The sequence below is a fragment of the Streptomyces sp. NBC_00443 genome, assembly GCF_036014175.1.
GTDB lineage: Bacteria > Actinomycetota > Actinomycetes > Streptomycetales > Streptomycetaceae > Streptomyces.
In genome coordinates this window covers 5,968,504-5,994,479 of the sequence record NZ_CP107917.1, presented here as the reverse complement: position 1 = coordinate 5,994,479, position 25,976 = coordinate 5,968,504, and the positions used below count along the sequence as shown (strand labels likewise).

Sequence of the window (25,976 nt, the reverse complement as noted above, 5' to 3'; positions counted from 1 at the left end):
ACAGCCATAGCCCCACCACGGGGTTCTTTAGGGGGATTTGAGAACGTATGGCCAACTTCTCGAAATCAAATGTGCCGCAGTTCTCGGTGGACGTGTACCAGAACGAGTACCTCCCGGAGGGCGGTCGCGAGGTCAACGCGATCGCCACGGTGACCGCGACCGGCGGTGGCACGGTCGGCACCGCGGTCGCCGCGCCCCACCTCTACTCGCCCGGACAGGGCCCGTCCGCGGGCGTGGCGGTCATGGTCGACTGCTCGGGCTCGATGGACTACCCGCCGACCAAGATGCGCAACGCCCGCGACGCCACGGCCGCCGCGATCGACACCCTGCGCGACGGCGTGCACTTCGCGGTGATCGACGGCACACACGTGGCCAAGGAGGTGTACCCGGGCGGCGGCCGGCTGGCGATCGCCGACGCCACCACCCGCGACCAGGCCAAGCAGGCGCTGCGCAGGCTCAGCGCGGGCGGCGGTACGGCCATCGGCACCTGGCTGCGGCTCGCCGACCGCCTGCTGTCCTCGGCGGACGTCGCCATCCGGCACGGCATCCTGCTCACCGACGGCCGCAACGAGCACGAGTCGCCTCAGGACCTCAAAGCCGCCCTCGACACCTGTGCCGGACGCTTCACCTGTGACGCCCGGGGCGTGGGCACCGACTGGGAAGTGAAAGAAGTCACAGCCATCGCCTCCGCGCTGCTGGGCAGCTCCGACATCGTCGCCGACCCGGCCGGTCTCGCCGCCGACTTCACGCAGATGATGGAGACCGCGATGGGCAAGGAGGTCGCGGACGTCGCCCTGCGGGTGTGGACGCCGGTGGGCACGACCATCAAGTACGTCAAACAAGTCGCTCCGACGGTCGAGGACTTGACCGACCGCCGCACCGAGGCCGGTCCGCGCGCCGGCGACTACCCCACGGGGTCCTGGGGCGACGAGTCCCGTGACTACCACGTATGCGTCGAGGTGCCCGCCGCCGACCTGGGCCGGGAGATGCTCGCCGCCCGGGTCTCCCTGGTCGTCCCGCAGTCCGACGGCACCGCGCAGAACTTGGGCGCGCAGGGCCTCGTACGGGCCGTGTGGACCGACGACATGGTCGCCTCGACCTCGATCAACCCCCAGGTCGCCCACTACACCGGCCAGGCCGAACTGGCACAAGTCATCCAACAAGGCCTCGATCTTCGCAAGTCCGGCGATATCGATGGAGCAACGGCCAAACTGGGCCGCGCCGTTCAGCTCGCCGGCGCCTCCGGAAATGCCGATACGGCGAAACTCCTTGCGAAGGTGGTGGACGTGGTCGACGCCGCGGCGGGTACTGTGCGACTGAAGGCGAAGGTCGCGGAGGCCGACGAGATGACTCTCGAGACACGGTCCACAAAGACTGTTCGTGTAAAGAAGTGACCTAGCAGGACCCAGCAGGACCCTGAAAAGGATCGAGCCTGACCCCTTGGGGTTGGAGAAATCCGGTCGTGAGCGGCCGGAAAAGGAGAGGGGGAAGCGCCGACATGCCGACCTGCCCGAACGGACACCAGTCGGGTTCCGACGACTGGTGCGAGGTCTGCGGTCACCGCATGGCCGGTGCCGTACCTCCGCCCCCTCCGCCGCCGCCCCCGCCCGGTGGCGGCTACGGCTTCCCGCCGCCCGGTGGCCCCGGCGGCCCTGCTCCCGGTGGTCCGTTCGGCGGCCCGAACGCCGGTCAGCCGGGCGGCCCCCCGCATCCTTCCGCCGTACCGGAGCCGGAGCTCTGCCCGCAGTGCCGTACGCCCCGTGAGGGCGGGGCGCCGTTCTGCGAGGAGTGCCGGTGGAACTTCCTGACCAACACGGCGACCTCGTACACCCCCGCTGCCCCGCGCCCCCCGGCGCCCGGCGGCCCGGGCCTGCCCTCGCACTTCCAGCAGCAGTCGGGGCCCCCGCCGTCGTTCGGCGGCGGTGACTCGTACGACTACCAGGGCTCGCGCCCGTCCCAGATGAACCGCCCGGCGGAGCCGATCCCGCCGTTCGGCGCGGAGCCTCCGGGACCGGGCGGACACGGCGCTCCGGGTGGCCCGGGTGGTCCCGGCGGCCCTGGTCCCGGCGGCCAGGGCGGTCCCGGCGGCCCTGGTCCCGGCGGCCAGGGCGGTCCCGGCGGCCAGGGCGGTCCTGGGGGCCCCGGCGGTCCCGGCGGCATGGGTGGCCCCGGCCCTGGTCAGGGCTTCGGCGGCCCCGGCGGCGCCCCGGGCGGCTTCGGTCCGGGCCACGGCGGCCCGGGTGCCACCAACCCCGGCGGTCCCGGTGGCCCAGGCGGTCACGGAGGTCACGGAGGTCACGGAGGTCCCGGTGGCCCGGGAGGCAACGGCCCCTCCGTCTTCGGCGACCCCTCGCGGCAGGCTCCGCCGCCGCCCGGGCCCACGCCGCCCGGCGGTCCGGGCGCGACCAGCGGTGGTCCGCAGGCCTTCCAGCAGGCAAGCCCGTCCGCTCCGCCGGCCCCGCCCGGGTTCCCGCAGGAGACGAACCGCCCCCCGCAGGGCGGACCGTCCTTCGGCGGCGGTGACGACGACTGGGTGATCTCACCGCCCTCGTCGGGTCCCGGCGCTCCGGGTGGACCGGGCGCTCCCGGTGGCCCCGCCCAGGGCGGCTACGGCTACCCGCAGCCCGGCGCCACCCAGGCCCCGCCCCCCGGTCAGGGCTACCCGCAGCAGCCGACGACCTGGCTGGCTACGATCGGTCCGGACCGTGAGTACTTCATGGCGATGATGCACCGCTCCGGCCCCGAGGCCGCGGGCCTCAACCTGCCCGCGTACTCGCCCGAGCAGCAGCGCACGCTCACCGGCAACCAGGTCACCATCGGCCGCCGCCGCCACTCCACCGGCGACACCCCCGACATCGACCTGTCGGTGCCGCCGGAGGACCCGGGCGTCTCGCACCAGCACGCGGTCCTGGTCCAGCAGCCCGACGGCACCTGGGCGGTCGTCGACCAGAACTCGACGAACGGCACCACGGTGAACGGCTCCGAGGAGCCGATCCAGCCCTTCGTGCCGGTGCCGCTGCAGGACGGCGACCGGGTGCACGTGGGGGCGTGGACGACGATCACGGTCCGGCGCGGCTAGCCGGAACACGACCGCCCGGCTCCGGGCGCGGCTCGATCTCGATACCGGGACGGGGCGGTCGTACGGCAGGAAAGTGCCGTACGACCGCCCCTCCCGGCGTTTCAGCCGGGCAGCGGCCAGGCGTACGGCCCCTCCGGGTCGTCCAGCCAGGCCCACTCGTGCTCGCCGCGCACCGTGATCCCGTACCGCTCCCGCTGCGGCTGCCCCTCGCGCTCCCACAGGGCGTACGCCTCCTGCGGATCGAGGCTGCCGCGGGTCAGCGCCAGCAGGAAGCCGAACAGCTCGTGCTCCCGGGCCCGGCGCGGCAGCCCGGCCACGGGCGAGGACTCCGGCTCGGTCCGGACCCCGCCACGCAGCGGCACGAAGTAGGCGGGCGTGTGCAGGAAGCGCCCCTCGGCGTGCTCGGCGTCCTGGACGGCGAGGGCGAGCAGGCCGGTGGCGAGCGGTGTCAGGATGCGGGCGCCGGTGCGGCACTGGGCGAGCCAGGCGCGCGGGATCGACGGCAGGGCGCACGTCGCGATGATGCGATCGAAGGGGGCGCGCTCGGGCACGCCGCGCGCCCCGTCGCCCGTGACGACGACGGGGTGGTATCCGGCCGCCGTCAGATGCCGCCGGGCCGACTCGGTGATCTCCGGTTCCAGGTCGATGCTGGTGACGAGGTCGTCGTCGCCGAGCCGGCGGGCGAGCAGGGCGGCGTTGAAGCCCGTGCCCGCGCCGATCTCCAGGACGCTGTCGCCGTCCGTCACCTCCAGCGCGACCAGCATCATCGCCATCAGGGACGGCTGGCTGCTGGAGGAGAGCAGCTCGCCGTCGCGCAGCCGGGTGGCGAGGGGGGTGTCGGCGTACGCGCCGCGCATCCAACGCTCACGCGCGGCCGGGTCGGGGCTCTGGCCCCAGCGGCGCTCGTAGCCGCCGGCGACGCCGACGTAGTAGTACGGCACGAACAGATGCCGTGGCACGGCGGCGAAGACGTCCCGCCACCGCGGGTCCGCGCTCCATGCCCCGATGGCGTCGATCTCGCGCACCAGCGCGGACCGTGCCGAGGCGGCGAGGTCGTCCAGGTCATTGTCGAGAGCGTGCGCGCTCATACGTCCACTGTCCTGCGCGAGACGCCGCGAGGCGAGCACTCCACCGGACGATCCGGAACGCGTCACTCGGGCCGGCCCGCCCTTCACGACCGCTGGTCCTAAGCCTCAGGTCCTCCGTCTCCGCGTCTGAGACCATGGACGGGTGAATGAGATTCGGCGCGGCACGCTTCAGGAGCAGACCTTTTACGAGCAGGTCGGCGGGGAGGAGACCTTCCGCCGCCTCGTCCACCGTTTCTACCAGGGCGTGGCCGAGGACCCGCTGCTGAAGCCCATGTACCCCGAGGAGGACCTGGGCCCGGCCGAGGAGCGCCTCACGCTGTTCCTGATCCAGTACTGGGGCGGCCCGACGACGTACAGCGAGAACCGCGGCCACCCTCGCCTGCGCATGCGCCACGCCCCGTTCACCGTCGACCGCGCGGCCCACGACGCGTGGCTGAAGCACATGCGGGACGCCGTCGACGAGCTCGGCCTCTCCGAGGAGCACGAGCGGACGCTGTGGAACTACCTGACGTACGCGGCGGCGTCGATGGTGAACACCGCGGGCTGAGCCGGCTGTCAGCGGACGCTGACATCCAGACTGCCGAGTCCCGCACGCCGTACGGCGATCGACCCGTACGGCGTGCGCAGCCGCAGCCACGCACCGGACGACAGCAGGGCCAGCTCCCTGGTGGCGCGCAGGAATCCCAGCGACTGGGCCGCGTGCACGGCGCGCACCGGCAGATGAGTGTCCCCGACGGTCCGGGACCAGATCTCCCGCCCGACCCGGTCGAGTTCGGCCCGGGTGCGCTGCTCGGCCGCCAACTCCTGGGTACGCGACCGGAACTCCGCGACACCCGCACCGACCATCGCCCGCAGGGCATCGGGCGCGGGCAGCCCCGGCACCGCCCGCCATCCGCCGCGCGGCGGGAGCACGCCGGCCCACGGCGGCCCGGTCACGGCTCCCGGCACGACCGCGGTGGCCGCCGACTCGTCGACGGACTCCAGGAGTTCACCCGCGGAGACGGTCACGTCCAGGGTGACGTCGAGCCCGTTCTCGTACGGCTTCGCGAGGCGTGCGGCGCGGATCGCCAGCACCTCGAAGGACGGTGGCCGTCCGAAGACGGCGAGCGCGGTGCCGGCCGCCTGCAGGCGCACCGCGGCTCCACGGTCGTAGTGGAGCAGCCGGGAGAGGAAGGCCGCGAGATCCGCTGCCTCCCCCTCGTCGGCGAGGTGGAGCACCGTCATGCGGCGGCGGCCTCCTCCACAGCGTCCTTGTCGCCCGTGTCGCCCGCGTCGTCGGTGTACTCGCGGAGGAACTCCTTCTCCTCCGCGGTGAGCCGGCGCGGCCGTTCCGCCTCGAAGTCGAACGGCACGACCACCGTCGAGGCCCGGACGTAGACCAGGTCGTCGTCCTTCACCTCGTAGGTGATGGTGAAGGACGCGGCCCTGATCTCACTGACCCACAGCTCTATGTCCACCGGGTGGTGCCGGTGGACGAGCTGCCGCTTGTAGTCGATCTCGTGGCGCGCCACCACCGACCCCTGCTTGAAGTCCTTCTCCGGACGGAACAGGAAGTCGATGCGGGCTTCCTCCAGGTAGCGGACGAAGACCGCGTTGTTGACGTGTCCGTACGCGTCCATGTCGGACCAGCGCAGGGGGCAACGGTAGATGTGGCGCAAGATCGATCAGCCCCGGGTCAGCTTCTTGTAGGTGGCGCGGTGCGGACGGGTGGCGTCCGCGCCGAGCCGCTCGACCTTGTTCTTCTCGTACGACTCGAAGTTGCCCTCGAACCAGAACCACTTGGACTCGCCCTCGTAGGCGAGGATGTGCGTGGCGACCCGGTCGAGGAACCAGCGGTCGTGGGAGACGACCACGGCCGCGCCCGGGAACTCCAGCAGCGCGTTCTCAAGACTCGACAGCGTCTCGACGTCCAGGTCGTTCGTCGGCTCGTCGAGGAGCAGCAGGTTGCCGCCCTGCTTGAGGGTGAGCGCGAGGTTGAGGCGGTTGCGCTCACCACCGGAGAGGACACCGGCGGCCTTCTGCTGGTCGGGGCCCTTGAAGCCGAAGGCCGAGACGTACGCCCGCGAGGGCATCTCGACCTGGCCGACGTTGATGTAGTCGAGCTCGTCCGAGACCACGGCCCACAGGCTCTTCTTCGGGTCGATGTTCTCGCGGCTCTGGTCGACGTACGAGATCTTGACGGTGTCGCCGACCTTGATGCTGCCGGAGTCGGGCGTCTCCAGACCCTGGATCATCTTGAAAAGGGTGGTCTTGCCGGCGCCGTTGGGGCCGATGACACCGACGATCCCGTTACGCGGAAGCGTGAACGAAAGATCATCGATGAGAACCTTCTCGCCGAAAGCCTTGCTGAGGTTGTTGACCTCCACGACGATGCTGCCCAGACGCGGGCCCGGCGGGATCTGGATCTCCTCGAAGTCCAGCTTCCGCATCTTGTCGGCCTCGGCGGCCATCTCCTCGTAGCGAGCGAGGCGCGCCTTGGACTTGGCCTGACGCCCCTTGGCGTTGGAGCGGACCCAGTCGAGCTCTTCCTTGAGCCGCTTCGCGCGCTTGGCGTCCTTCGCCCCCTCGACCTTCAGACGGGTCTGCTTGGTCTCCAGGTACTTGGAGTAGTTGCCCTCGTAGCCGTGGAGCCGGCCGCGGTCGACCTCGCAGATCCAGCCGGCCACGTTGTCGAGGAAGTACCGGTCGTGGGTCACGGCCACGATGGTGCCCTCGTACTTGGCGAGGTGCTGCTCCAGCCAGTTCACCGACTCGGCGTCGAGGTGGTTGGTGGGCTCGTCGAGCAGCAGCAGGTCAGGGGCTTCCAGCAGCAGCTTGCACAGCGCGACGCGGCGCTTCTCACCACCGGAGAGGTTGACGACGGGCCAGTCGCCGGCCGGGCACCCGAGCGCGTCCATGGCCTGCTCGAGCTGGGCGTCGAGGTCCCACGCGTTGGCGTGGTCGAGGTCCTCCTGGAGCTTGCCCATCTCTTCGAGAAGCGCGTCGGAGTAGTCGGTGGCCATCAGCTCGGCGATCTCGTTGAACCGGTCGAGCTTGCCCTTGACCTCGGCGACGCCCTCCTGGACGTTCTCCAGGACGGTCTTCTCCTCGTTCAGCTTGGGCTCCTGCATCAGGATGCCGACGGTGTACCCGGGCGACAGGAACGCCTCACCGTTCGAGGGCTGCTCCAGCCCCGCCATGATCTTCAGGATCGTCGACTTACCGGCGCCGTTCGGGCCGACGACGCCGATCTTCGCTCCGGGGAGGAAGTTCAGGGTGACGTCGTCGAGGATCACCTTGTCGCCGTGCGCCTTGCGCGCCTTGCGCATGGTGTAAATGAACTCAGCCAAGAGAAACCGTCCGGCAGCTTGAAATCAGGCAGTGGGCAGATACACCCCATCTTGCCGGATCGCCACCCCTCGGGGGAAACCCGTATCGCCGATGGGCCCTGACCTGGGGTTTCGCCGCGGAAGGCGGTGGGCCGCGCGTCGGTCGGCCCGGCCGGGCTGACAGAAGCTCAGCGGGAGGTACCGGCGCCGCAGTTGCCGAGCCGTGGCGAGTTCGGTCGTCCGCCTGGGCGCAGCCGGGTGTTGATTCCGGCGCGCCGTCGGGACATATAGGAATTTTTCACATTAACTCTCGTAACTGTACGAAGTCGATCTCTCGCAGATCGCACCCACCTCACTCCATCGGAGATGACATGCACAACCTTCGCAAGGCTGCCGTCATGGCCGTTGCCATCGGCACCGTCGGACTCCTGGGCGCCGGCACGGCCACCGCCGACGGCCACGGACACGGCGGCAAGGGCGGGGACAAGGTCAGCGTCCTGCAGAGCTCGAACTGCAAGTCGCACGACCTGAACGTCGACGTCCTCGGCCAGGTCGGCATCCTCAACGGCGCGCTGGGCAACGCGCTCAACGGCGAGGGCAACACGGGCGCGCAGCAGACCCACATCGGCTCGACCATGGGCTGCGACAACAGCGCCTGGTAGTCCGGGTTCCGAGACGGGGCTTCCAGCCACGTCCCACGCCGTGACTCTGGTGGGTGCGCATCGGTGCCCCCTGGCGAGACCTACCGGTGGAGTACGGGCCGCGACAGACGGTCCATGGGTTGTTCCGCCGACGGCAGCGCACCCCCAGGCACCCCGTGAACCGGTCAGGGGCTTGATCCAGCACAGTGGATCAAGCCCCTGATCTGGTGTTCCGGCAGGGCGCACGCAGGCGCCGACCGGCCTGCCTCAGCCCTGCGCCGACTGCTGCTTCTTCCGTACGACGATCAGCGCCGCGCCGCCGATCACGACCAGGCCGATGGCGATGCCCGTGATCAGGGGGGTCATCGCGGAGCCGCCGGTCGCGGCGAGGTTGGTGTCGTCGGTCACCGTGCCGACCGTGGCGGGGCTCGGCTCGGCGAGGGTCTGGGTCATGGCGCCCGCCGCCTCGGCCTCGCCCATCTGCGTCATGCAGTCCAGCACTCCGGTGAAGCGCTTCTCGAAGCCGCCCGGCCCCTGGATGGTGAAGTCGTACGCCTGGTCCTCCTGCAGCGGGACCGTCACCGTCCGTGACTCGCCCGCCGGAATGCTGTGCTCGACCCCGAGCAGCTCGAAGGTGAACGCCTCGGTGCCCTCGTTGGCCGCGGTGATGTCGACGCCGCCCTTGTCGCAGTTCTCCGCGGCGGACAGCGCGGGTATCGCACCGGTCTTCGCCCAGCTTGCGCTCGCCGTCGCCGAGACGGTCGACTCGCTGGAGCCGGCCAGGATCTGCGTCTGGCTGCGGCTCTCGGCGGCGAAGGCGCGCCCCACCGGCACGGTGGTCGAGGCCTGCACGGTCAGCTCGGCCTGGCCGGCCGTGGCGTTCTCGGGAACCTCGAAGAACACCTCACCGCCATCGACTGCGGACGTGACGGCCCTGCCGTCCTTGTCCACGATCCGCACCCCGCTGGTGGCGGCGTCCGCCGGGGGCGTCAGCGTCACGCCGTCCGCGTCGGTGTGCACCGTCACCGGACCGAGCTGCTCACCCGGGTGGCCGGAGACCGCGGCCGGGTCGAGCCGCAGGGAGGCCTCGGGCTCCGCCACACCCCGCGCGCTCTTCTCCAGGTAGTCCGCGAGCTGCTCGGCCTGCGGGTCGACGGCGTCGACGTCCGCACCGTCCGAGTAGCGCCAGACGGCCACCTGCGTACCGGCCGCCGCGTCCTGCTCGGTGAGGCCGCCCTTGACGCCCGCCTTGCCCGCGAGGGCGGCGAGATCGTTCACCTGCGGGTAGGAGTTCTGCAGGATCCAGCGGATCCTGCCCGCGTCCTTGTTGGCGCCCAGCGAGGTGCCGCTCCAGGGCGTCTCGTGATACTTGGCGTCGCGCTGCGTGGGGTTGTGGATGTCGACGCAGTACGTCTGCAGCATGCCGCCGCCGTCGACCGACATCTCGAACAGGCCGGCCGAGATCTCCTGGTCACCGGAGTCGGCGTGGACGACAGCGCCGCCGTAGGTCTTGAGGCCACCTATGGTCGCGGTCGCCCCGCCCTGGTTCCAGGCTGCCCCGTCGGCCGCGGCCGGGCCGGCACCGGCCACCACCGAGGCGGCGACGAGCCCGGACACCAGGGTCGAGGCGGCCAGTCGAGCCGCCCCACGCCCACGCACCGACAGCGCAGAGAACGCAGCAAACACAGAATTCCCCTTCGAGCAGGACCCGTTGACGTGGGGGGCACGGTCCCACCAGCAGAAGCTTCAAGCCCCGAGAGCTATGTGCGGCATCCTAGGTACGGGGCGCACCACGCTTCCCCGTGATCCCGTCGGAGGGCCGATCCGACTCGGAATCGTTATCGCCAAGATCCCTTGTGAGCAGGGCTTATCGACAAATCCACCGGGGTTGTTCGGAACGCATTCGCCGATAAGCCGCACTTCGGTCAGCCTCTACAGGTGACTGACGTCACGTCACCGCCACCGGTTCCTGGGCCTGTTGGGAGTCGGCGTCGGCGGGTGGCGTCTCCCACTCGGGCTCAGGCTCGGGCGGCGTGGATACGGAGGCGGAGGAAGCGGCTGCGGCTGCGGCTCCTGCCTCCGGCCTGAGGGTGCGCCGGAAGGCCGACGTACCGCGCGCGAGGTCGTGGCCGATGGCCGTCGCGTCGATGTCGGCCGAGGTCCAGCTCTGTCCCTCGCGTACGTCCGAGCGCACCTTCAGCCGGCCCTGCACCACCACGGGGTCGCCCACGTTCAGCGACCCGGCGGCGTTCGTCGCGAGCTGGCGATTGGCCCACACCGTGAAGAAGTTGGTGTGGCCGTCGATCCACTCGTTCTTCCCACGGTCCAGGTAGCGCGAGGTCACCGCCAGCCGGAAGCGCGCGGACGGTCCCGTCGTCAGCTCCCGGTACACCGGCTGTGTCGCCACATTGCCCACCGCGCAGATGGTCGTCTCGTTCATCTCGATCCCTCCCCTCGCCCGGCCTCTCACGCCGGGCGGATACGCGTACGGGCCCGTCCCGTACGGCTGCGTCCGACCGTCCTTCGCGATCGCCGCGAAGCCAGACTGCCGCCGCCGGGACGAGCCCGCTGAGCCCTGTGGATCACCGCCCGTCTGTGGATAACCGCGCCACCCGGACGGGTGAGGGCCGCACCCACGGGGCCTGTGGGGTCCACGGACCCGCCGAGGACGCCACCCGACCCCACAGACGTCGCTGCTCAGGTCACCTCCCCGCGGACCCCACCCCCATGACCCGCCCGTACTGCTCACGGACCTCCCGGTACCGCAGCAGCTCCGAGGCCACCGGATCCAGCACCCGGGCCCGACCGCACCCGGCCGCCGCCTCCCGCAACCGCCGTTCCGCCTCCAGGCCGTACCGCCGTGCCGGACCTCGAGCCGCCATCCGGCAGCCCCACTCGACGAGCGGGCCGCCGACGATGCCGGCCGTCATCAGCAGCACCGGTACGCCCAGGTTGGGCGCCATCACCCCGACGATCTGTCCCACCAGCCAGAGTCCGCCGATGACCTGAAGGATCGTCATGGAGGCCTGCACCAGAACGGCCGCCGGCCACCAACCCGGCCGCGGCGGCCGCCCGGGCGGCAGTCCGGCCCGCGCGGCCAGCTCGTCCAGCGCCTCGGGCAGCCCCTGAGCGCCCCGCACAGCCGACTCACGTACCGCCTGCGCCCACGGCGTGGGCAGCCCGGCCGACGCCCGGTCGGCGACCGTACGCACCGCCTGTTCGACGCGCTGCCGCGCGGTGGCCTCCTCGTCCGTCTGGGTCCGCACGGACAGGCGTCCCGTCGTGGGCTCGCCCCGGTCCTGGTACCAGCGCCACAGCCGCAGCCAGGGCGTCCCGCACGCGCGGTTGGCGTTGCGCAGCCATGCCCGCTCGGCGGCCTCGCCCGCGGCGGTGGCGCCGATCGCGTCCGCGAGCCGCGCGGAGAACTCGTCCCGTGCCTCCTCGCTGAGCCCGGTCCGCCGCCGCGCGGCGTACACGGGCCGCAGTCGCCACCCGGCGGCGTCCACGTCGGCCGAGATCCGGCGCGCGGCCGACCCGCGTTCCGCCACGAACTGGCCGAGCGCCTCACGCAGTTCGCCGACGCCCTCCCCGGTGAGAGCGGAGAGCGCGAGCACGACTGCACCCGGTTCGCCGTGCTCGCCCAGCGCGATGCCGTCCTCGTCGAGCAGCCGCCGCAGGTCGTCGAGGACCTGATCGGTGGCCTCACCGGGCAGCCGGTCGACCTGGTTGAGGACGACGAACATGATCTCGGCGTGTCCCGCCATGGGCCGCAGATAGCGCTCGTGCAGGACCGCGTCGGCGTACTTCTCGGGGTCGACCACCCAGATGACCGCGTCGACGAGCGCCAGGACCCGGTCGACCTGCTCGCGGTGCTGCACGGCTGCCGAATCGTGGTCGGGCAGGTCCACCAGAACGAGTCCGCGCAGCTGCCCGTCCGCGGCCGCGTTCTGCGCGGGACGCCGCCGCAGCCGCGGTGGGATGCCGAGCCGCTCGATCAGGCCGACCGCGCCGTCGCTCCAGCTGCAGGCCAGAGGCGAGGCGGTCGTCGGCCGTCGTACGCCCGTCTCCGAGATGGTCACCCCGGCGAGCGCGTTGAACAGCTGCGACTTGCCGCTGCCCGTGGCGCCCGCGATGGCGACGACGGTGTGCTGCCCGGAGAGCCGGCGCCGCGCGGCCGCCTCGTCGAGCACCCGGCCCGCCTCGGAGAGCGTCCTGTTGTCCAGCCGGGTGCGCGAGAGCCCGACCAGTTCACGCAGCGCGTCGAGCCGGGACCGCAACGCCCCGTCGTACGCGAGCGGCGTCACGACCTGCGCCCCGGACGCGCGGGGTTCCACGACGGCGGGTTGCTCCTGACCAGCGCTCTCATTCACCCGCCTTGCGATCAGCCCGTCGTCCCAGGGGATCGCGGAGTCCGTGCCGGAGGAGGAGTCCGTGCGTGCGGCGTCCGACCGCGCGGAGGAGTCCCCCCGAGAGGCGGAATCCGTACGGGGGGCGGGCTCCGTACGGGACGGGGGCTGCGTACGGGACGCGGGCTCCGTACGGGACGCGGGCTGCGTACGTGCGGAGGAATCCGTACGTGCGGAGGTACCGCCGCCCTTACGTCCGCCCGGGTCGGAGGCACCGCCACGCGCGGGCGGGTCACCGTCCTTACGGCCCCCGGCGTCACGGCCCCCCTCACGCGTGGGCGCGACACCGCCCTCACGGCCGCCGGAGTCGGGGGCAGCCTCACGCGCGGGCGTGCCGCTCTCCTTACGGCCGCCGGAGTCGGGGGCGCCCCCACGCGCGTGCGCGTCGACGTCCTTACGCCCCCCTGGCTCGGGGACACTCACCCGCATCTGTGCCTCACCCTCCTCACGGCCGCCGGAGTCGAGGACCCCCTTGCGCGCGGGCGTGTCACTGTCCGTCAGGTCCTCCGCGCGCGCGTGGCCGTCGTCCGCCCGGCCGTCCCACTTAGCGAGCTTCCTCCAGAGCATGCTTCGGTTCTCCGGCTCCTCGACGGCTGCGGAACCCTCGCCCTCGCCGGGCGCTCCCGCCATGTGATCGCTCTCCACGGGGAGGCGGTTCCCGGAGGCGCCCTCCGACGGGACCTCCACCGGGGTGTCGTTCTCGCGCACGGCGTTCCCCGTGGCGCCGTCCCCCTGCTGATCGGCGTGTTCCGTGTGGTCCTGGTCAGTGACGGCAGTCACCGGTCACCTCTCCTTCTGCAGTACGGACAGCGCGGCGATGAGTTCGGCCTGGGGCTCCGGATGGACCTCCAGGGCGTCGAGCGGGGCGAGCCGTCGCTCGCGTTCGTTGTGCATGACCCGGTCCAGGTGCTCGGTGAGCAGTCGCCCGGCTCGGTCGCGCAGCCGCAGCGCGCCGTGCGCGCCGATCCGCTCCGCGAGTCCCTCCCCCGCCGACCGCGCCCGGCGTCCGCCCAGCAGCGCGGTGGCGACGAGGGCGGTGACGACCTCGGAATCGGGGGCGACGCTGCGGTCGAGGACGCTCACTTCGTCCTCCGCGTACTCCTCGAGTTCCCTGCGCCAACGCCGTACGGCCATGCCGATGCGGTGTTCGATGCTTGCCGGGCGTGGGTCGCGGTCCGTCAGTTCGGGGGCCGCGGCGGCCGGTTCGCGCCGCCAGACGTCGTCCACGCGCTCGTCGGCTGCGGTGACGGCGCACAGCAGGAGGGTGCTCAGGCTCTCCACCAGCGACTCGAGCAGCTCGCTGGCGGAGCAGTCGAGCGGGAAGGCGCGCCAGCGCTTCAGCGCGTCGCCGGCGAGCACGGCACCGGCCTGCAGCCGGCTCCGTACGCGCGCGTACTCGCTGTCGTACGCGCTGTCCACGGCGCTGGTGAGCCGTAGCGCTGCCGCGTACTGGGCGGCGGCGGCGTTCGCCAGCTCGGGCATGCGGACCTTGAGCGAGTCGAGCAGACCGTTGGCGGTGCGGATGATGGCGTGTTCCCGTGCCCCCGGGTCCTGGGCCTGCTGGCTGAGCCAGGCGCGCAACGGGGCAACCGCCGTGGCCGGCAGCAGCCCGCCGCCCCAGGCCGACTCGGGCAGCTCGGGCACGGTGAAGCGTGGGATGTGGCCGAGGCCGGCCTTGGTGAGGAGGGCGCCGTACTGCCGGGACACCTCGGAGACGACCTGATGCGGAACCCTGTCCAGGACGGTCACCAGGGTGGCGTCGTACTCCTTGGCGGTGCGCAGCAGATGCCAGGGAACGGCGTCGGCGTACCGGGCGGCCGTCGTGACCATCACCCAGATGTCGGCCGCGCAGATCAGTTGGGCGGCGAGGACACGGTTGCCCGCGATCAGGGAGTCGATATCGGGCGCGTCGAGGAGGGCGAGCCCGGGCGGCAGCGTGTCGGCGGTCTCGAGCCGCAGCACGCGCGCGGAATCGTCGCCCGGCGCCATCAGCTCCTCCGCCGGATCATGCTCGGGCGTCCACACGCGCGTGAGGTCGGGCAGCACCCTCACCCCGCTGAACCAGTGATGGTCATCCGGATGACAGACCAGCACGGGATTTCGCGTGGTCGGCCGCAGCACTCCCGCCTCGGTCACGCGCCGGCCCACGATCGAGTTGACGAGCGTCGACTTGCCGGCCCCGGTGGATCCGCCCACCACGGCAAGCAACGGGGCGTCGGGCTCTCTCAAGCGGGGCACCAAATAGTCGTCGAGCTGTGCGAGCAGTTCGTCACGGTTGGCACGCGCGCGTGGCGCCCCCGCCAGGGGCAGCGGGAAGCGTGCGGCCGCGACACGGTCGCGCAGGGCGGAAAGTGCGTCGAGCAGCTGAGGCCGTACGTCCAAGGTCACCACATGCGAAGAATGCCCAATTTTAGGGGAATTCTGAAGCATATGGGCATGTCTGCGCGCCGACGGGACACAAGGGATGGAAGGGACGACTGGGACACAGGCATAGTCCAGGCATAACGAGTGCACAACACCCGGGGCGCGGGAGGCCAAAAGCGGTGCACGATTCGTACCTGCCTGCGATTATCAGGACCGCTTCACCGAACCTCCACATCGAGCCACGGAGGCGAAGCAACAGGGACACGGACGCGGGAGCCCTATCCTTGTCCCCGGCAACGTCACGGATCAGCCCACACCCGGGCGCACCACGACCGAGGCCACCACAACCGGCCCCCGTAGCTCAGTGGATAGAGCAGGCGCCTTCTAAGCGCTTGGCCGCAGGTTCGAGTCCTGCCGGGGGCGCCTAGTCTCCGCCCTCCTTCGGGAGGGCGTTTTTGCTGGTCAGGGCGGATGGCGCCCGGCACGGCGAAGCCCCGGACGCCCTCTTGATGATCAAGGGCAGGATCCGGGGCTGTCCGGCTGTCCGGCTGTCCGGCTGTCACCGGGTTTTCCCGAGTGGCCGAGGCGCATGTGTTGGCGACCGCCAGGAGCAGAGAGACCAGGACGGCGCCGAGGACCAGTACGACGGCCGTGCCGCCGCCGTCGAGGGCGAGCGCGGTGCCGGGGTGAGCTGGACCGTGGGCCGGACGGCGTCGGAGTTGTCGCGGCCGCCGGCGGGGTCGCTACGTTCGGGCTGACAAGTTCTCGGGAGGGGTGTCAGGTTTTTCGGAGTTCGACGGTCTGAGGATGTCGAGAACGTGCCACCGGCTCCGTCCCAGGGACATCAGCGGCCACCGCCGGCCGCACGGGGAAGAGGGAGAAACCAGCATGGCGATTCTGCGGATGGACAACGTCGGCATCGTCGTCGAGGACATGGATGCCGCCATCGCGTTCTTCGTGGAGCTCGGTATGGAGCTGGAGGGCAGGGCGGAGGTCGAGGGCCCCGTCGCCGACCAGTGCACCGGACTCGACGGGGTCCGCTGTGACATCGCGATGGTCCGGACCCCGGACGGCCACAGCCGGCTCGAGCTGGCGAAGTACCGCAACCCTGCGGTGATCAGCGCCGGGCCGCGCAACCGGCCGCACAACATTCTGGGCACGCACCGCGTCATGTTCGCCGTCGACGACCTCGAGGACACCGTTGCCCGCCTGCGCCCTCACGGCGCCGAACTCGTCGGCGAGATCGCCCGGTTCGAGGACAGCTATCTGCTCTGCTACGTCCGCGGCCCGGAGGGCATCATCGTCGGACTGGCCGAGCAACTGCGCTGAGGAGGAGGAACCGAACGGCGGACTGCCGGTCGCACGGGGGTGTACCGGTCGGCATGTCTGGTGGCGCTGGGCCGACCGGCCGGACGAGCCTTGGAGGTTTGCCCGGCGCGGGAGCTGTTCCGCTGACATCCCACGCGTCAAAAGCGCGGACGGCGGCGACACGCGGCGACCAAGTCCGGCGACGCCGGTGCCCAACGCGAGTCCCGACCAGGACGGGAGTAGATCGAACTCCTGAAGCCGTGCTCAGTCTCTACATCGCTCAGGACGAGGGCGTGAAGCCGGCGGACTGGTCGAGGTGGAAGGCGGAGCCCGGAAGCGTCGGAGTCCAACCCTCACTCAGGGCAAGCCGAACAGCCGCGGAGACATCGGACGGCAGTACAGCCTCAGCCTCGCGGCCGATCCAGTTACTCGGATGCGGCTGGTCCGTGGTGACCACGAGCGTCATGCCCGGGGTGTCCACATCCTCGACCGCGAAGGTGCACGGCGACCAGGCCAGCCCTTGGAAGTACGTCGGCCTGCCCCGCAGTCGCCAGCGGTAGACCCTGCCGTCGACAACGATCTGTCGTGACCCCTTGCGGACAAGCGCCATGACTCCCCCTTCAACAGCGAAGATGCTACCGAGCCCGGCTCCGCCGTCCGTCTTATTTTCCATGTCATCCGGTGCCGCTCACGGCCGTTCAGGCGAGACCCGAGGCCGCCGCCCAGCGCGTGCCGGTTGAGCGGGAGGCTCGCCCTCAGCCCGCCGTTCGCGGGCGACGACCGACACCCGTCCTGCACTCACCTCGCAGCCTGGCGATACATAAGTCCCTTGCGGCAGCAGACACTTGAGCGCAGCGGATCCTGCATCACAGCGGGAGATCGTCGGGGCGTACCCGGAAAGCCCTGTGCCGGCGCAGTGGGCGTACGGCCCGAAAGTCTCGTCGGTCGAGGGTGAGAATCGCGTCCGTGTCGTGGTCGGCGGCGAGTGCCACGTTCACCGCGTCGGCAAGGTCGAGATTCAACGCGCCGTAGCGGAGGCGATGAGGCCGCGCTTGCGTCAGTGCGCGTCCGCTGAGCGCGACTGCCCCCACCAGTGGGGCAACTTCCCCAGCCTCGGCATCATCACCGGCGACCCCGACGTCTTCGGCCGGGTCTACGTCGGCACCAACGGACGCGGCCTGCAGTACGGCAGCCCGTCCTGACCACCCCCACACCCGAGCGGGGCCGCGGCCACGAGGCTGTGGCCCCGCAAGGCTGAGGGGGCTCGCTGAGAGGTCTCGCTGAGGGACTACTGTGATCCGGCTGAGAGGGAATTGCCATGCGCCGCGACACGCGGGGAACCACGGTGAAAGCGCCTCTCGGTGCGAGCAAAGCAAACTCCGCCGCCTGCGGATCAGCTGGGAGATGCGCGACGACATCCACGACGCCTCCCTCACCCTCTGATGCGCCCTGATCTGCTGGACGCGTCTTGCCGCGTCACGGACAGCAGCCGGTCCCTGCGCCAGAAGGCCCTTGCCGCACTGAAGCCAGTCAGTGCACGCGATCCCCGCACTCCGCCGGAAACAGCACGGCGCCTGGCGGCAGTTCGGCCGGGTGCCGGGCGATCACCCGTAGGCATGCTTCGAGAGAGCCCTCCGCGGGCGGGTATTCGAGGCTGAGTTCGTTCAGCACTGTGATGGCATCAGCGTGATGCATTTCCGCCGCATGTACGCCGTCGGGGAAACGGCCGGTCAAGATGCCGAAGGCTGCCGTGTCGCGGCTGTCGGCGACACACTGGCGGATCTCGAAGCGCCAGTGCACGGCCGCGTCGGCCAGCAAGGACTTGCCCCTCTTGCCCAGCCCGACAAGGAAATCGGTGCGGGCTCGCAGGCGGTGGGCGATGGCACAGCAGACGGGAACCGCGGTGCCGTCAGGAGCCACCACGCGCGTGTATCCGGCATGCGGATAGCACGACAGAGCCTCATCGAGCAGACCCAACGCAGTGGCCCCTGCCGCCGGGTGGCCCCGCTGGGCGATGTCCAGAAGCAGCGGGGTCGCAGCCACGGCCGCTGGGAACACCGCGGCGCTGTGGCCATGAACAATTCCGCCGCCGCCGAGCTGCGAGCCGGCCTCCGCCGCCTGTACCGGGTTCGCTGACTCGAAGAGGGCACGTAGACCACGGGCGGCGCGATCCGGTTCATACCACTCGGGAGGGCCCGGTATGGAGCCCCAGTCCACCGCGTCGATCTCATCCAGCACAGCAGCATCGTCGCACGCGGCCGCTACCCATCGTCCAAGCCCCAACCGAGGAACTACGAGACATCCCTGCCCGTCCGGTGACGCGCCGGGATGTCTCAGGGGCGGTCAACGGATCCAGCGTTCCCGCGGACCCCTTCTCGCCGCAGCGCGCCATCAAGGATCCCCGGCAGTGTCCCGCCACCTATAGGCGCGAGATAGGCGGCGTCGGGATCCTCCGCTCGGAGCGTCACGCCGTCACGGGGCCGGCGCCTCCGCTGTGGTCCGCACCGGTACACCGTTCTGGGAGCGTGAGTCGGTTGGCACTTTCCGAGGTTCGTCACGATGTCCGCCTGCCGGTCACCGCCGCTCAACTCGGCGTGTGGGTGGCTCAGCGGTTGGAACCGGAGAGCCCGCTCTACCAGTGCGCCGTTCACTTCGACTCCGTTGCCCTCGACATCGAGGTGCTGCGCCGAGCCGTCATCCGTGCGGTGGCCGAGACCGACACGCTGCGGTCCCGGTTCGGTGACGACGGTGAGGTGTTCCAGATCGTCCGCGCCCAGGTGGACGCCACGGTGGACCTGGTGGGCCTGCGGGCCGAGGCCGACCCTGAGGCCGCCGCCCACGCCTGGATGGACCGCGATCTCGCCACCGTTGCCGACCTGGAGGCCGGTCCCCTGTTCCGGCACGCCCTGCCGTGTACCACCACCGGATGCTCTCCGTCGACGACGTGGTCCTGGGCATCCCGGTGGCCGCCCGTCGCACGCCGGCCGCGCTGGCCACCCCGTCGATGCTCGCCAACGACCTGCCACTGCGCGTCACCGTACCCCCGACACCACGTTCGCCGAACTGGTCGGCACGGTCCGTGATCGGTATCGGTGTCAGCGTGATCGGCGCCTGGACCGCCGGCCGCAAGGCCGCCCAGGTCGCCCAGGTCGCCCCCATCGAGGCTCTCCTGGACAGCCGCTCCGCCAACAAGGGCATGGGGCGCGGCCGTTGGATCGCGGGTCTCGCGGTCCTCGGTGCCGGTGTGCTCCTCGCCATCGGCACCGCCACCTCCAGCGCCGACAACCGCATCAGCATGGCGATCTTCGCCACCATGACGCTGATCGTCGCGGCCGCTCTGCTGACCCCCGTGTTCATCGGTGCCGTCGGCCGGTTCCTGACCGCTCCGTTCCAGCGCGGCGGCTCCGCGGGCCCGGTCCTCATCCGGGCGGAACTGGTCGCCAACCCGCGCCGCGCCGCCTCCCTGGTGGCCCCCGTGATCGCCGCCGTCGGTTTCGCCGTACTGCTGAGCGGCGTGGTGGAGACCATGCGGGTGGCCTACCCGGCGGGCGAGGCACTGAAGGTCTCGGGCCAGACGATCGTCACCCCGGACGGCACACCCGGGAACACCGACGAGGTCGTCGCCGCCAACCCGGTGGGCAAGGCCGCCCTGCCGACCCGCGCGTTCGTGCTGACGGACGCGAAGGCCGCCAAGGCCGCCAAGGCCGCCAAGGCCGCGGAACTGGCGGAGAACACGGCCGACGCCACTGTCCTGGATGTCCTGGGCAGCCGGGACCAGCGCTGGAGCAAGCCGGGCGAGGCCGTCCTCGGCGAGAGCACCGCCAAACAGCTGGGCCTGACGGAGTGCGCAACGGCCTCAGTCGACCGCCGGCAAGTGACCCAACGCCTCCCCGAGGCCGAGCTCGGTGGCGCCCCGGGACTGCAGGCCCCGCTCGAAGAGCTCAGCCGTACGCTGCGTCGCCTTCTCGCCTCGGACGAGTTGCTGGAACAGCGCGGCGTCCGCGCGCACTTCGGCGGGGGTGGGCAGGCTGATGGCGTTGATGGCCGACTTGGCTGCGATCAGGGCGTCGCGGGGGAAGCCGCCGATCCGCGCGGCGATAGCGGCCACGAACGCGTCGAGTTCGGCGTCGGGGACCGCACGGTTGACCCATCCGTAGCGTTCGGCGAGGTCGGCGTCGAAGTCCGATGAGGTCAGTACGGCTTCGAGTGCCCGGCCCCGGCCCAGCAGACGGGTGAGGTGCTGGATCGCGCCCGCGCCGGGAGGTGTTCCGATTCCCACCTCCGGCTGGCTGAGGACGGCGTTCTCCGCCGCGGCGAAGCGCATGTCGCAAGCCAGGAGGAACTCACTGCCCGCTCCCCGGGCGCGGCCGCGCAGCTTGCCGATGGTGACGGCGGGGAGCCGGCTCAGCTTGCGGAACAGCATGCCCAGGGACGCGTCGCCGGGGCCTCCGGCCTTGGCGGCCTCCGCGGTGTACTCGGCGACTTTCGTCAGGTCGACGTGCGGGAAGAAGAAGTCGGCGTCCGCGCTGTCGAAGATCACCACGCGGGGGGCGGTCGGGTGGGACAGCTCGTCGAGCAGTGCCACCAGGTCCCGCACGACCTCGGGGCCGATGAGGTTCATCGGCGGCGCGTTGAACGTGGCGGACAGGACGTTGCCGTCCAGCCTGATGTTGATGGTTTCGTACGACGCGGTCATCCCGGTCTCCTCGTCCCGTCCTGGCTCATCCTGCCCCGGTGGCCACAGCAGACCACAACATATCGGGCCATTACGGTCAGAGCCGGTCACAGATCCGTGCCGCCGCTGACATCGAGGTACTGACCGGTGATCCAGCGAGCGGCGTCGGAGGCGAGGAACGCCACAGCGTCCGCCACGTCGGCGGGCCGGCCGATCCGGTCGAAGACGGACCGTGCGGCCAGGGCGGCCCGCGCCTCGGGCGTCGTCCTGCGTCGGGCGTTCATGTCCGTCTCGATGAACCCGGGCCTGACCGTGTTGACGGTGATCCCGCGGCCACCGAGTTCCTTGGCCAGGCCCAGGGTCATCGTGTCCAGCGCGCCCTTGGACATGGCGTACGCGAGGGATTCGGGGAAGGCGCGCTGTGAGGCGAGCGAGGAGACGTTGATGATGCGCCCGCCGTCCCGCATCCGCGGCAGCGCGTTCTGCACGAGGAAGAACGGCGCCTTGGCGTTGACGGCGATCATGCGATCGAAGATCTCGGGAGTGGCCTGACTCACCGGCCCCGAACCGCTCGTGCCCGCGTTGTTCACCAGGATGTCGAGCGAGCCTTCGGCGTCCGGCGCCGATCCACCCTCCTCCCCCGCGCCCTCCTCCCATGCGCCGTACCCCCCGTACTCCTCCCACTCCTTCCGCAGCCCCGCGTCGAACGCCTCGAAGACGGCCCCGGCGTCACCCGGCACCCCCAGCTCGGCCCCGAGCGCGAAGGCACGCCCACCGTCGTGCCGTATCTCCTCGACGAGTTCCAGGGCGGCGGCCTCACTGCGGCCGTAGTGGACGCCGACCAGCGCCCCGTCCTGGGCGAGCCGCCCGGCGATGGCTCTGCCGATGCCCCGGCCGGCGCCGGTGACCAGTGCGATCTTGCCCGCCAATGTGCATGCGATGTCCACGAAGTTCCTGCCTCTACCCTCAGCGGTCCAGGAACCGCCGGTACCACGACGCGTGTTCCGCCATGCCCTGTGCGAAACCCACCCCGGGTTCCACTCCTGCGCCCGCCCAGAAACCGTCGTCCGCGAACCAGTGGTCCACGGCGAGCATGTCGAGGTGGTGCAGTGCGCGCGGCTGCCCGTCGAGGCGGGCCCGCGCCTCGTCGATGCCTACGGCTACGCCCGGCAGGTGCGGGGCGATCCGGTCGGCCACCGTGCCCAGCAGTTCTGAACAGGCAACCGGATCCGGGTGGTTGACGTGGTGGACGCCGGCCAGGTCCCGGTCCGACAGGCCGGCGGCGACCACCGCACGTCCCAACGCACGTACGTCGACGGCCGAGTGCCGGGCGGCGCCTCCCTTCAGCGGCGCCGACAGCAGCCCCATCAGGCCGACCAGGCCGGGCACCACCCACCGGTCGCCTGCGCCGAGCACAAGGTGCGGGCGCAGTACGACGCCGCCCGCGTCCAGCACATACCGTTCGGCGGCGGCACGGGCACGGCTGGTCGGCGAGGCCGGTGCGAGCGGCAACTCGCCCGCAGGCGCGTCGGTGAAGGGCCCTCGGCCGTACACGGCGGCCGTACTGACGTAGACGACGCGGGAGACACCGGCGCGTGTCGCCTCCTCGACGAGGGCGCGGGTGCCGTGGTCGTTGACGGCCTCGGTGAGCGGTATGTCGTCGCCGATGTGGGAGGCGCAGTGCAGTACGACGTCGACGCCGTCGCAGACACCCCGCAGCGACGGCGGATCGGCCAGGTCGGCCCGTACGACGTCCGTCGCGGGGGCACCGTCGGCGAGGCCGCCGCCGCCCGGTGGCAGGCTCCCCGGGTCGCGCAGCAGGAGCCGGACCGGGGCCGGCGTGTCGCGCCGCGACTCCCGGAGGGCGGTGACGACATGACCTCCGACGAAGCCGCTGCCTCCGGTGACGAGGATGCGTGGTGACAAGGTGGACCCCTCCCGTGTGGACACGACTGCGGACATGGACCGCCGGCATGATCGCGTGCGTGATCAACGGTCGGGGACGGACCCGCTGCCGGTCAATCCGCCCTCGCGACACCGTCGTAGAGTCGGTCCAGTCGGTGCCCCGGCCATGGAGAGGAACCACCGTGCGGCTGCGCTGTGCTGTGCTCGACGACTTCCAGAACGTCGCGACCGAAGTCGCCGACTGGTCGCCGCTCGCGGACGACGTGGAGGTCGTCCGGTTCACGCGTCACTTCCCCGGCGAGGACGCCCTGGCCGCGGCCCTCGCCGGCTTCGACATCGTGGTCACCCTGCGCGAACGCGTCCCCTTCCCCGCGTCCCTGATCGCCCGGCTCCCCCGGCTGAAGCTGCTGATCGCCTCCGGCATGCGCAACACGGTCATCGACTACGCCGCCGCCGAGGCGCACGGCGTCACCGTCTGCGGTACGGCGAGTTCCTCCACGCCCCCGGTCGAGCTCACCTGGGCCCTGCTGCTGGGCCTCGCCCGCGGCCTCGTGCAGGAGAGCAACGCGTTGCGCTCGGGCGGCCCCTGGCAGAGCACCGTCGGCGCCGACCTGCACGGCCGCAGGCTCGGCGTGCTCGGCCTGGGGAAGATCGGCAGCCGGGTGGCCCAGGTCGGCCTCGCCTTCGGGATGCACGTCAGCGCGTGGAGTCAGAACCTCACCAAGGAGTACGCGGACGAGGTCGGCGTCCACCTGGCCCCCTCCAAGGAGGCCCTGCTCGCCGAGAGTGACTTCGTCTCGGTCCACCTCGCCCTGAGCGACCGCACCCGCGGCCTGGTCGGCCCCGCCGAGATCGCCCTGCTCAAGCCGACGGCGTATCTGGTCAACACCTCACGCGCGGCGATCGTCGACCAGGCCGCCCTGCTCGCCGCCCTGCACGAGGGCCGCATCGCCGGCGCCGGCGTCGACGTCTTCGACACCGAGCCCCTCCCGGCCGACCACCCGATGCGCACCGCGCCGCGCCTGCTCGCCACACCCCACCTGGGCTATGTCTCGCAGGCCAACTACGCCACGTACTACGGCCAGGCGGTCGAGGACATCCAGGCGTACCTGGCGGGTTCACCGGTACGACGGCTGCCCTGACGGCCGCGGTCAGGCGATGCCGGCCACCAGGGCCCGCTCGGCCTCGGCCGGGCGCCGGTAGATCCCCTCACTCCGGCGCAGATGATGCAGGTCGACCAGGTAGCGCCGGAGCGTCACATGGTCGATGTCGTCGCTGTCCTCGCACCAGGCGCGCAGCTTGTCGTTGACGGTCCGCTCCGGGTACTCGACGCCCGGCTCGAAGGTCTGCTCGGCGATGTGCCGCAGCACCAGCTTCTTGCGTGTCCACCGCGCCGGCAGCCGGACCAGCCGCCCGTCCCGGACGAAGGTCCGCAGGACCATGGCGGTGGGCCCGTCACCGGAGGCGGGGCCCGGGTCTGCCCCGTTGCCGTCCTCCCGCCGCGCCGCCGCCCGTACCTGCTCCTTGAACAGGTCGTACGCCACGCCCAGTTCCCCGGCGTCCCCGGCCGTCACCACGCCCTGCTCCCGCAGCCGCCGCAGCGACACGGCCGTCTCCTTCGCGGACAGCCCCGCCGCCAGGGCGACCTGCTCGGCGCTCCGCGCGCCCAGCGCCACGGCGGCGAAGGCGCGTACCCGGGTCTCTTCGGCGAACAGCCGGACCAGTTGTTCCGTCGGATCGGTTGCCATGTCCGGAGGCTAGCGGCCACCGACCGCGGGGCCGAGCGATTTTCCGGCGGGCCGGGGCGTCAGGCGTACCGGTAGATCTTGGACACGTCCTCCAGCTCGTCCGGGGTCACGTCCCAGGGCGGCAGCCGTTGGTCCCGGGCGACGATCCGGCGGTACTGCACACTGTCCCGGCCGGGCGGCTTCGCCGGCAGATAGCGGTGCTTGCTGTGGCGCCGCTGCCAGCGCTGCCACTGCATGTCCACGAAGGCGTGGTGCAGCCAGAAGACGGGGTCGTTGACGGACGCGCCGCCGAGCATCGTGCCCCCGACCCAGCGGTGCACCCGGTTGTGGTTGCGCCAGGAGTCCCTGCCGCTGCCCCACCCCTCCAGCTTGTTGCGGAAGCCCTTGGTGACCGTCGAGTCCCAGGGGGCGACGTCGTACACGGGGTCATCGAGGGCCTGCTTCAGGTCGGCCTTGGTGGGCAGGGCCATCGGGTTGCGGGAGCGGCCCAGGTCCCGGGTGAGGAAGTCGCCGTCGGTGACACTCGCCCGGATGGTCCAGTTCCCGGTCCGGTAGGCGAACGGCCCGGTCATCACCTGCCGGTCCCCGGGCCGCCCGTTGCCGCCGAGCAGTTCGGCGGTCCACGGCAGCGAGGTGGTCTTTCGGTCCCGTGTCCAGTCCCAGTACGGCACGGTGACCGAGGAGTCGACACGCCGCAGCGCGTTCTCCAGGTCCAGCACGAACCTGCGGTGCCAGGGCAGGAAGGAGGGCGCCATGTGAGCGGCGCGCAGACCCCGGTGGCCGTCCCCGACGAAGTGCGCGATGTGCAGCCGTACGAACTCGTCGTACTCGCCACGCCGTTTGATCTCCAGCAACGCCTCGACGAACCGCCGCCGCTCGGTGCGCGTCAGCTTGGTCACGTTCTTACGCACGTACGCCATGCTGCGCCTCCCTGTGCGGATGCCCGCCACCGAACGGCCCGGGAGCCAGGTCACGCAGTCGCCCGCCGGACCCGAGCTCGTCGACGGCCGCGCGGGTCGCCTCCAGCGGAGTCCGGTACCAGCCGTAGTGGTCGACCATGCTCAGCCAGGTGCCGTCGGCACGGCGCATCAGGTGCAGCGGCCGGCCGTCCACCGTGACGTGCCAGGCGACGTCGAGGGCGGTGAGGCCGCCCAGGGACATGGCGGCGCCCTTGATGCGGCGGCCGCGGTAGGTCTCGTCGAAGGCGGTGTCGGTGTCCGGAGGTCGCTCCGCGGACCGGGAGGGCCGGGAGGCGGTGACGACCGGCGCGAGCGCCACCGCGGCGGAGGCGAACAGCAGCCGCCCCAACTCCCGCCGCGTCCGCCGCTCCGGCCCGCTGCTCACCGCGGTGCCCGACCCCTGCACCGCACCCACCGAGACCCCGTCTGCGCTGACGGCCATCGCTCACTCCTCGTACGGTTCGGCTGTTCGTACGAGTAACCGCGCAGGTCGCT

At 71.3% G+C, this 25,976-nt stretch carries 24 protein-coding genes, 1 tRNA gene and 1 pseudogene; 9 read left to right on the top strand and 17 right to left on the bottom strand.

Features of this window, described 5'->3' with window-relative positions:
- Positions 1–47: 47 nt before the first annotated feature.
- On the top strand, positions 48–1,394 hold the full coding sequence (locus OHO27_RS27190) for a vWA domain-containing protein (protein WP_328427598.1): 1,347 nt from the start codon (positions 48–50) through the stop codon (positions 1,392–1,394).
- Between the two features lie 104 nt (positions 1,395–1,498).
- Complete coding sequence (locus OHO27_RS27185; protein ID WP_328427597.1) at positions 1,499–3,079, top strand: FHA domain-containing protein; 1,581 nt, start codon at positions 1,499–1,501, stop codon at positions 3,077–3,079.
- 101 nt (positions 3,080–3,180) lie between these two features.
- Here OHO27_RS27185 and OHO27_RS27180 read toward each other — a convergent pair whose 3' ends face one another.
- Positions 3,181–4,167, bottom strand: a complete 987-nt coding sequence (locus OHO27_RS27180) for a methyltransferase domain-containing protein (RefSeq protein ID WP_328427596.1) — start codon at positions 4,165–4,167, stop codon at positions 3,181–3,183.
- A 142-nt stretch (positions 4,168–4,309) separates the two neighbouring features.
- Between OHO27_RS27180 and OHO27_RS27175 the strand changes: the two genes are divergently transcribed.
- Complete coding sequence (locus tag OHO27_RS27175; RefSeq protein ID WP_328427595.1) at positions 4,310–4,714, top strand: globin; 405 nt, start codon at positions 4,310–4,312, stop codon at positions 4,712–4,714.
- Between the two features lie 8 nt (positions 4,715–4,722).
- Here OHO27_RS27175 and OHO27_RS27170 read toward each other — a convergent pair whose 3' ends face one another.
- The 3 genes from OHO27_RS27170 to ettA are packed head-to-tail and all read right to left on the bottom strand — an operon-like array spanning position 4,723 to position 7,496.
- The gene (locus OHO27_RS27170) at positions 4,723–5,391 is read right to left on the bottom strand and encodes a hypothetical protein (protein ID WP_328427594.1); all 669 of its coding nucleotides are present in this window, start codon (positions 5,389–5,391) and stop codon (positions 4,723–4,725) included.
- Positions 5,388–5,825 carry an acyl-CoA thioesterase gene (locus OHO27_RS27165; RefSeq protein WP_328427593.1) on the bottom strand — a complete coding sequence of 146 codons (438 nt, stop codon included), beginning with the start codon at positions 5,823–5,825 and terminating at the stop codon, positions 5,388–5,390. The genes OHO27_RS27170 and OHO27_RS27165 overlap by 4 nt, the downstream gene beginning before the upstream one ends.
- Positions 5,826–5,831: 6 nt before the next feature.
- A complete protein-coding gene (ettA, locus tag OHO27_RS27160) occupies positions 5,832–7,496 on the bottom strand; it encodes an energy-dependent translational throttle protein EttA (protein WP_328427592.1) in 1,665 nt (554 codons plus the stop codon).
- A 350-nt stretch (positions 7,497–7,846) separates the two neighbouring features.
- On the opposite strand from ettA, the gene OHO27_RS27155 reads away from it, so the two are divergent.
- Positions 7,847–8,137, top strand: a complete 291-nt coding sequence (locus OHO27_RS27155; RefSeq protein WP_328427591.1) for a hypothetical protein — start codon at positions 7,847–7,849, stop codon at positions 8,135–8,137.
- Between the two features lie 246 nt (positions 8,138–8,383).
- On the opposite strand, the gene OHO27_RS27150 is transcribed toward OHO27_RS27155, so the two are convergent.
- The 4 genes from OHO27_RS27150 to OHO27_RS27135 all read right to left on the bottom strand — a co-directional run bounded on the left by OHO27_RS27150 (position 8,384) and on the right by OHO27_RS27135 (position 14,913).
- On the bottom strand, positions 8,384–9,802 hold the full coding sequence (locus tag OHO27_RS27150) for a Cys-Gln thioester bond-forming surface protein (RefSeq protein ID WP_328427590.1): 1,419 nt from the start codon (positions 9,800–9,802) through the stop codon (positions 8,384–8,386).
- Positions 9,803–10,064: 262 nt separating this feature from the next.
- Positions 10,065–10,556, bottom strand: a complete 492-nt coding sequence (locus OHO27_RS27145) for a single-stranded DNA-binding protein (RefSeq protein WP_328427589.1) — start codon at positions 10,554–10,556, stop codon at positions 10,065–10,067.
- A 262-nt stretch (positions 10,557–10,818) separates the two neighbouring features.
- Positions 10,819–12,951 (bottom strand): GTPase, encoded by a 2,133-nt coding sequence (locus OHO27_RS27140; protein ID WP_443059719.1) that lies wholly within the window; start codon positions 12,949–12,951, stop codon positions 10,819–10,821.
- Between the two features lie 354 nt (positions 12,952–13,305).
- Entirely contained in the window at positions 13,306–14,913 is a 1,608-nt protein-coding gene (locus OHO27_RS27135; protein ID WP_328427587.1) for a dynamin family protein, read from the bottom strand.
- A 323-nt stretch (positions 14,914–15,236) separates the two neighbouring features.
- Here OHO27_RS27135 and OHO27_RS27130 point away from each other — a divergent pair.
- Positions 15,237–15,309, top strand: a tRNA-Arg gene (locus OHO27_RS27130).
- Positions 15,310–15,774: 465 nt separating this feature from the next.
- Entirely contained in the window at positions 15,775–16,215 is a 441-nt protein-coding gene (locus OHO27_RS27125) for a VOC family protein (protein ID WP_328427586.1), read from the top strand.
- A gap of 259 nt (positions 16,216–16,474) precedes the next feature.
- Here the strand turns inward: OHO27_RS27125 and OHO27_RS27120 are convergent, their stop codons facing one another.
- On the bottom strand, positions 16,475–16,804 hold the full coding sequence (locus tag OHO27_RS27120) for a hypothetical protein (protein WP_328427585.1): 330 nt from the start codon (positions 16,802–16,804) through the stop codon (positions 16,475–16,477).
- A gap of 256 nt (positions 16,805–17,060) precedes the next feature.
- A pseudogene (locus tag OHO27_RS27115) lies at positions 17,061–17,237 on the bottom strand (VapC toxin family PIN domain ribonuclease); the annotation flags it as partial.
- A 9-nt stretch (positions 17,238–17,246) separates the two neighbouring features.
- Here OHO27_RS27115 and OHO27_RS27110 point away from each other — a divergent pair.
- A complete protein-coding gene (locus tag OHO27_RS27110; protein ID WP_328430742.1) occupies positions 17,247–17,396 on the top strand; it encodes a hypothetical protein in 150 nt (49 codons plus the stop codon).
- Between the two features lie 328 nt (positions 17,397–17,724).
- On the opposite strand, the gene OHO27_RS27105 is transcribed toward OHO27_RS27110, so the two are convergent.
- Positions 17,725–18,432 carry a hypothetical protein gene (locus tag OHO27_RS27105; RefSeq protein WP_328427584.1) on the bottom strand — a complete coding sequence of 236 codons (708 nt, stop codon included), beginning with the start codon at positions 18,430–18,432 and terminating at the stop codon, positions 17,725–17,727.
- Positions 18,433–18,509: 77 nt separating this feature from the next.
- Between OHO27_RS27105 and OHO27_RS43190 the strand changes: the two genes are divergently transcribed.
- Positions 18,510–19,277, top strand: a complete 768-nt coding sequence (locus OHO27_RS43190) for a condensation domain-containing protein (RefSeq protein ID WP_443059604.1) — start codon at positions 18,510–18,512, stop codon at positions 19,275–19,277.
- Positions 19,278–20,050: 773 nt separating this feature from the next.
- Here the strand turns inward: OHO27_RS43190 and OHO27_RS27095 are convergent.
- The 3 genes from OHO27_RS27095 to OHO27_RS27085 all read right to left on the bottom strand — a co-directional run bounded on the left by OHO27_RS27095 (position 20,051) and on the right by OHO27_RS27085 (position 22,795).
- On the bottom strand, positions 20,051–20,890 hold the full coding sequence (locus OHO27_RS27095) for an enoyl-CoA hydratase/isomerase family protein (RefSeq protein WP_328427582.1): 840 nt from the start codon (positions 20,888–20,890) through the stop codon (positions 20,051–20,053).
- A gap of 86 nt (positions 20,891–20,976) precedes the next feature.
- Positions 20,977–21,816 carry an SDR family NAD(P)-dependent oxidoreductase gene (locus OHO27_RS27090; RefSeq protein ID WP_328427581.1) on the bottom strand — a complete coding sequence of 280 codons (840 nt, stop codon included), beginning with the start codon at positions 21,814–21,816 and terminating at the stop codon, positions 20,977–20,979.
- A 19-nt stretch (positions 21,817–21,835) separates the two neighbouring features.
- Positions 21,836–22,795: an NAD-dependent epimerase/dehydratase family protein gene (locus tag OHO27_RS27085; protein WP_328427580.1), complete on the bottom strand. Its 960-nt coding sequence runs from the start codon at positions 22,793–22,795 to the stop codon at positions 21,836–21,838.
- Between the two features lie 161 nt (positions 22,796–22,956).
- On the opposite strand from OHO27_RS27085, the gene OHO27_RS27080 reads away from it, so the two are divergent.
- Positions 22,957–23,916 carry a D-2-hydroxyacid dehydrogenase family protein gene (locus OHO27_RS27080; RefSeq protein ID WP_328427579.1) on the top strand — a complete coding sequence of 320 codons (960 nt, stop codon included), beginning with the start codon at positions 22,957–22,959 and terminating at the stop codon, positions 23,914–23,916.
- Positions 23,917–23,925: 9 nt separating this feature from the next.
- Here OHO27_RS27080 and OHO27_RS27075 read toward each other — a convergent pair whose 3' ends face one another.
- From OHO27_RS27075 to OHO27_RS27065, 3 genes are read right to left on the bottom strand one after another with little or no spacing between them, the layout of a single operon-like run.
- Complete coding sequence (locus OHO27_RS27075) at positions 23,926–24,522, bottom strand: DUF2087 domain-containing protein (protein ID WP_328427578.1); 597 nt, start codon at positions 24,520–24,522, stop codon at positions 23,926–23,928.
- 59 nt (positions 24,523–24,581) lie between these two features.
- Positions 24,582–25,442 (bottom strand): tyrosinase family protein, encoded by an 861-nt coding sequence (locus tag OHO27_RS27070; protein WP_328427577.1) that lies wholly within the window; start codon positions 25,440–25,442, stop codon positions 24,582–24,584.
- Entirely contained in the window at positions 25,426–25,923 is a 498-nt protein-coding gene (locus OHO27_RS27065) for a tyrosinase family oxidase copper chaperone (protein ID WP_328427576.1), read from the bottom strand. The genes OHO27_RS27070 and OHO27_RS27065 overlap by 17 nt, the downstream gene beginning before the upstream one ends.
- Positions 25,924–25,976: the final 53 nt, after the last annotated feature.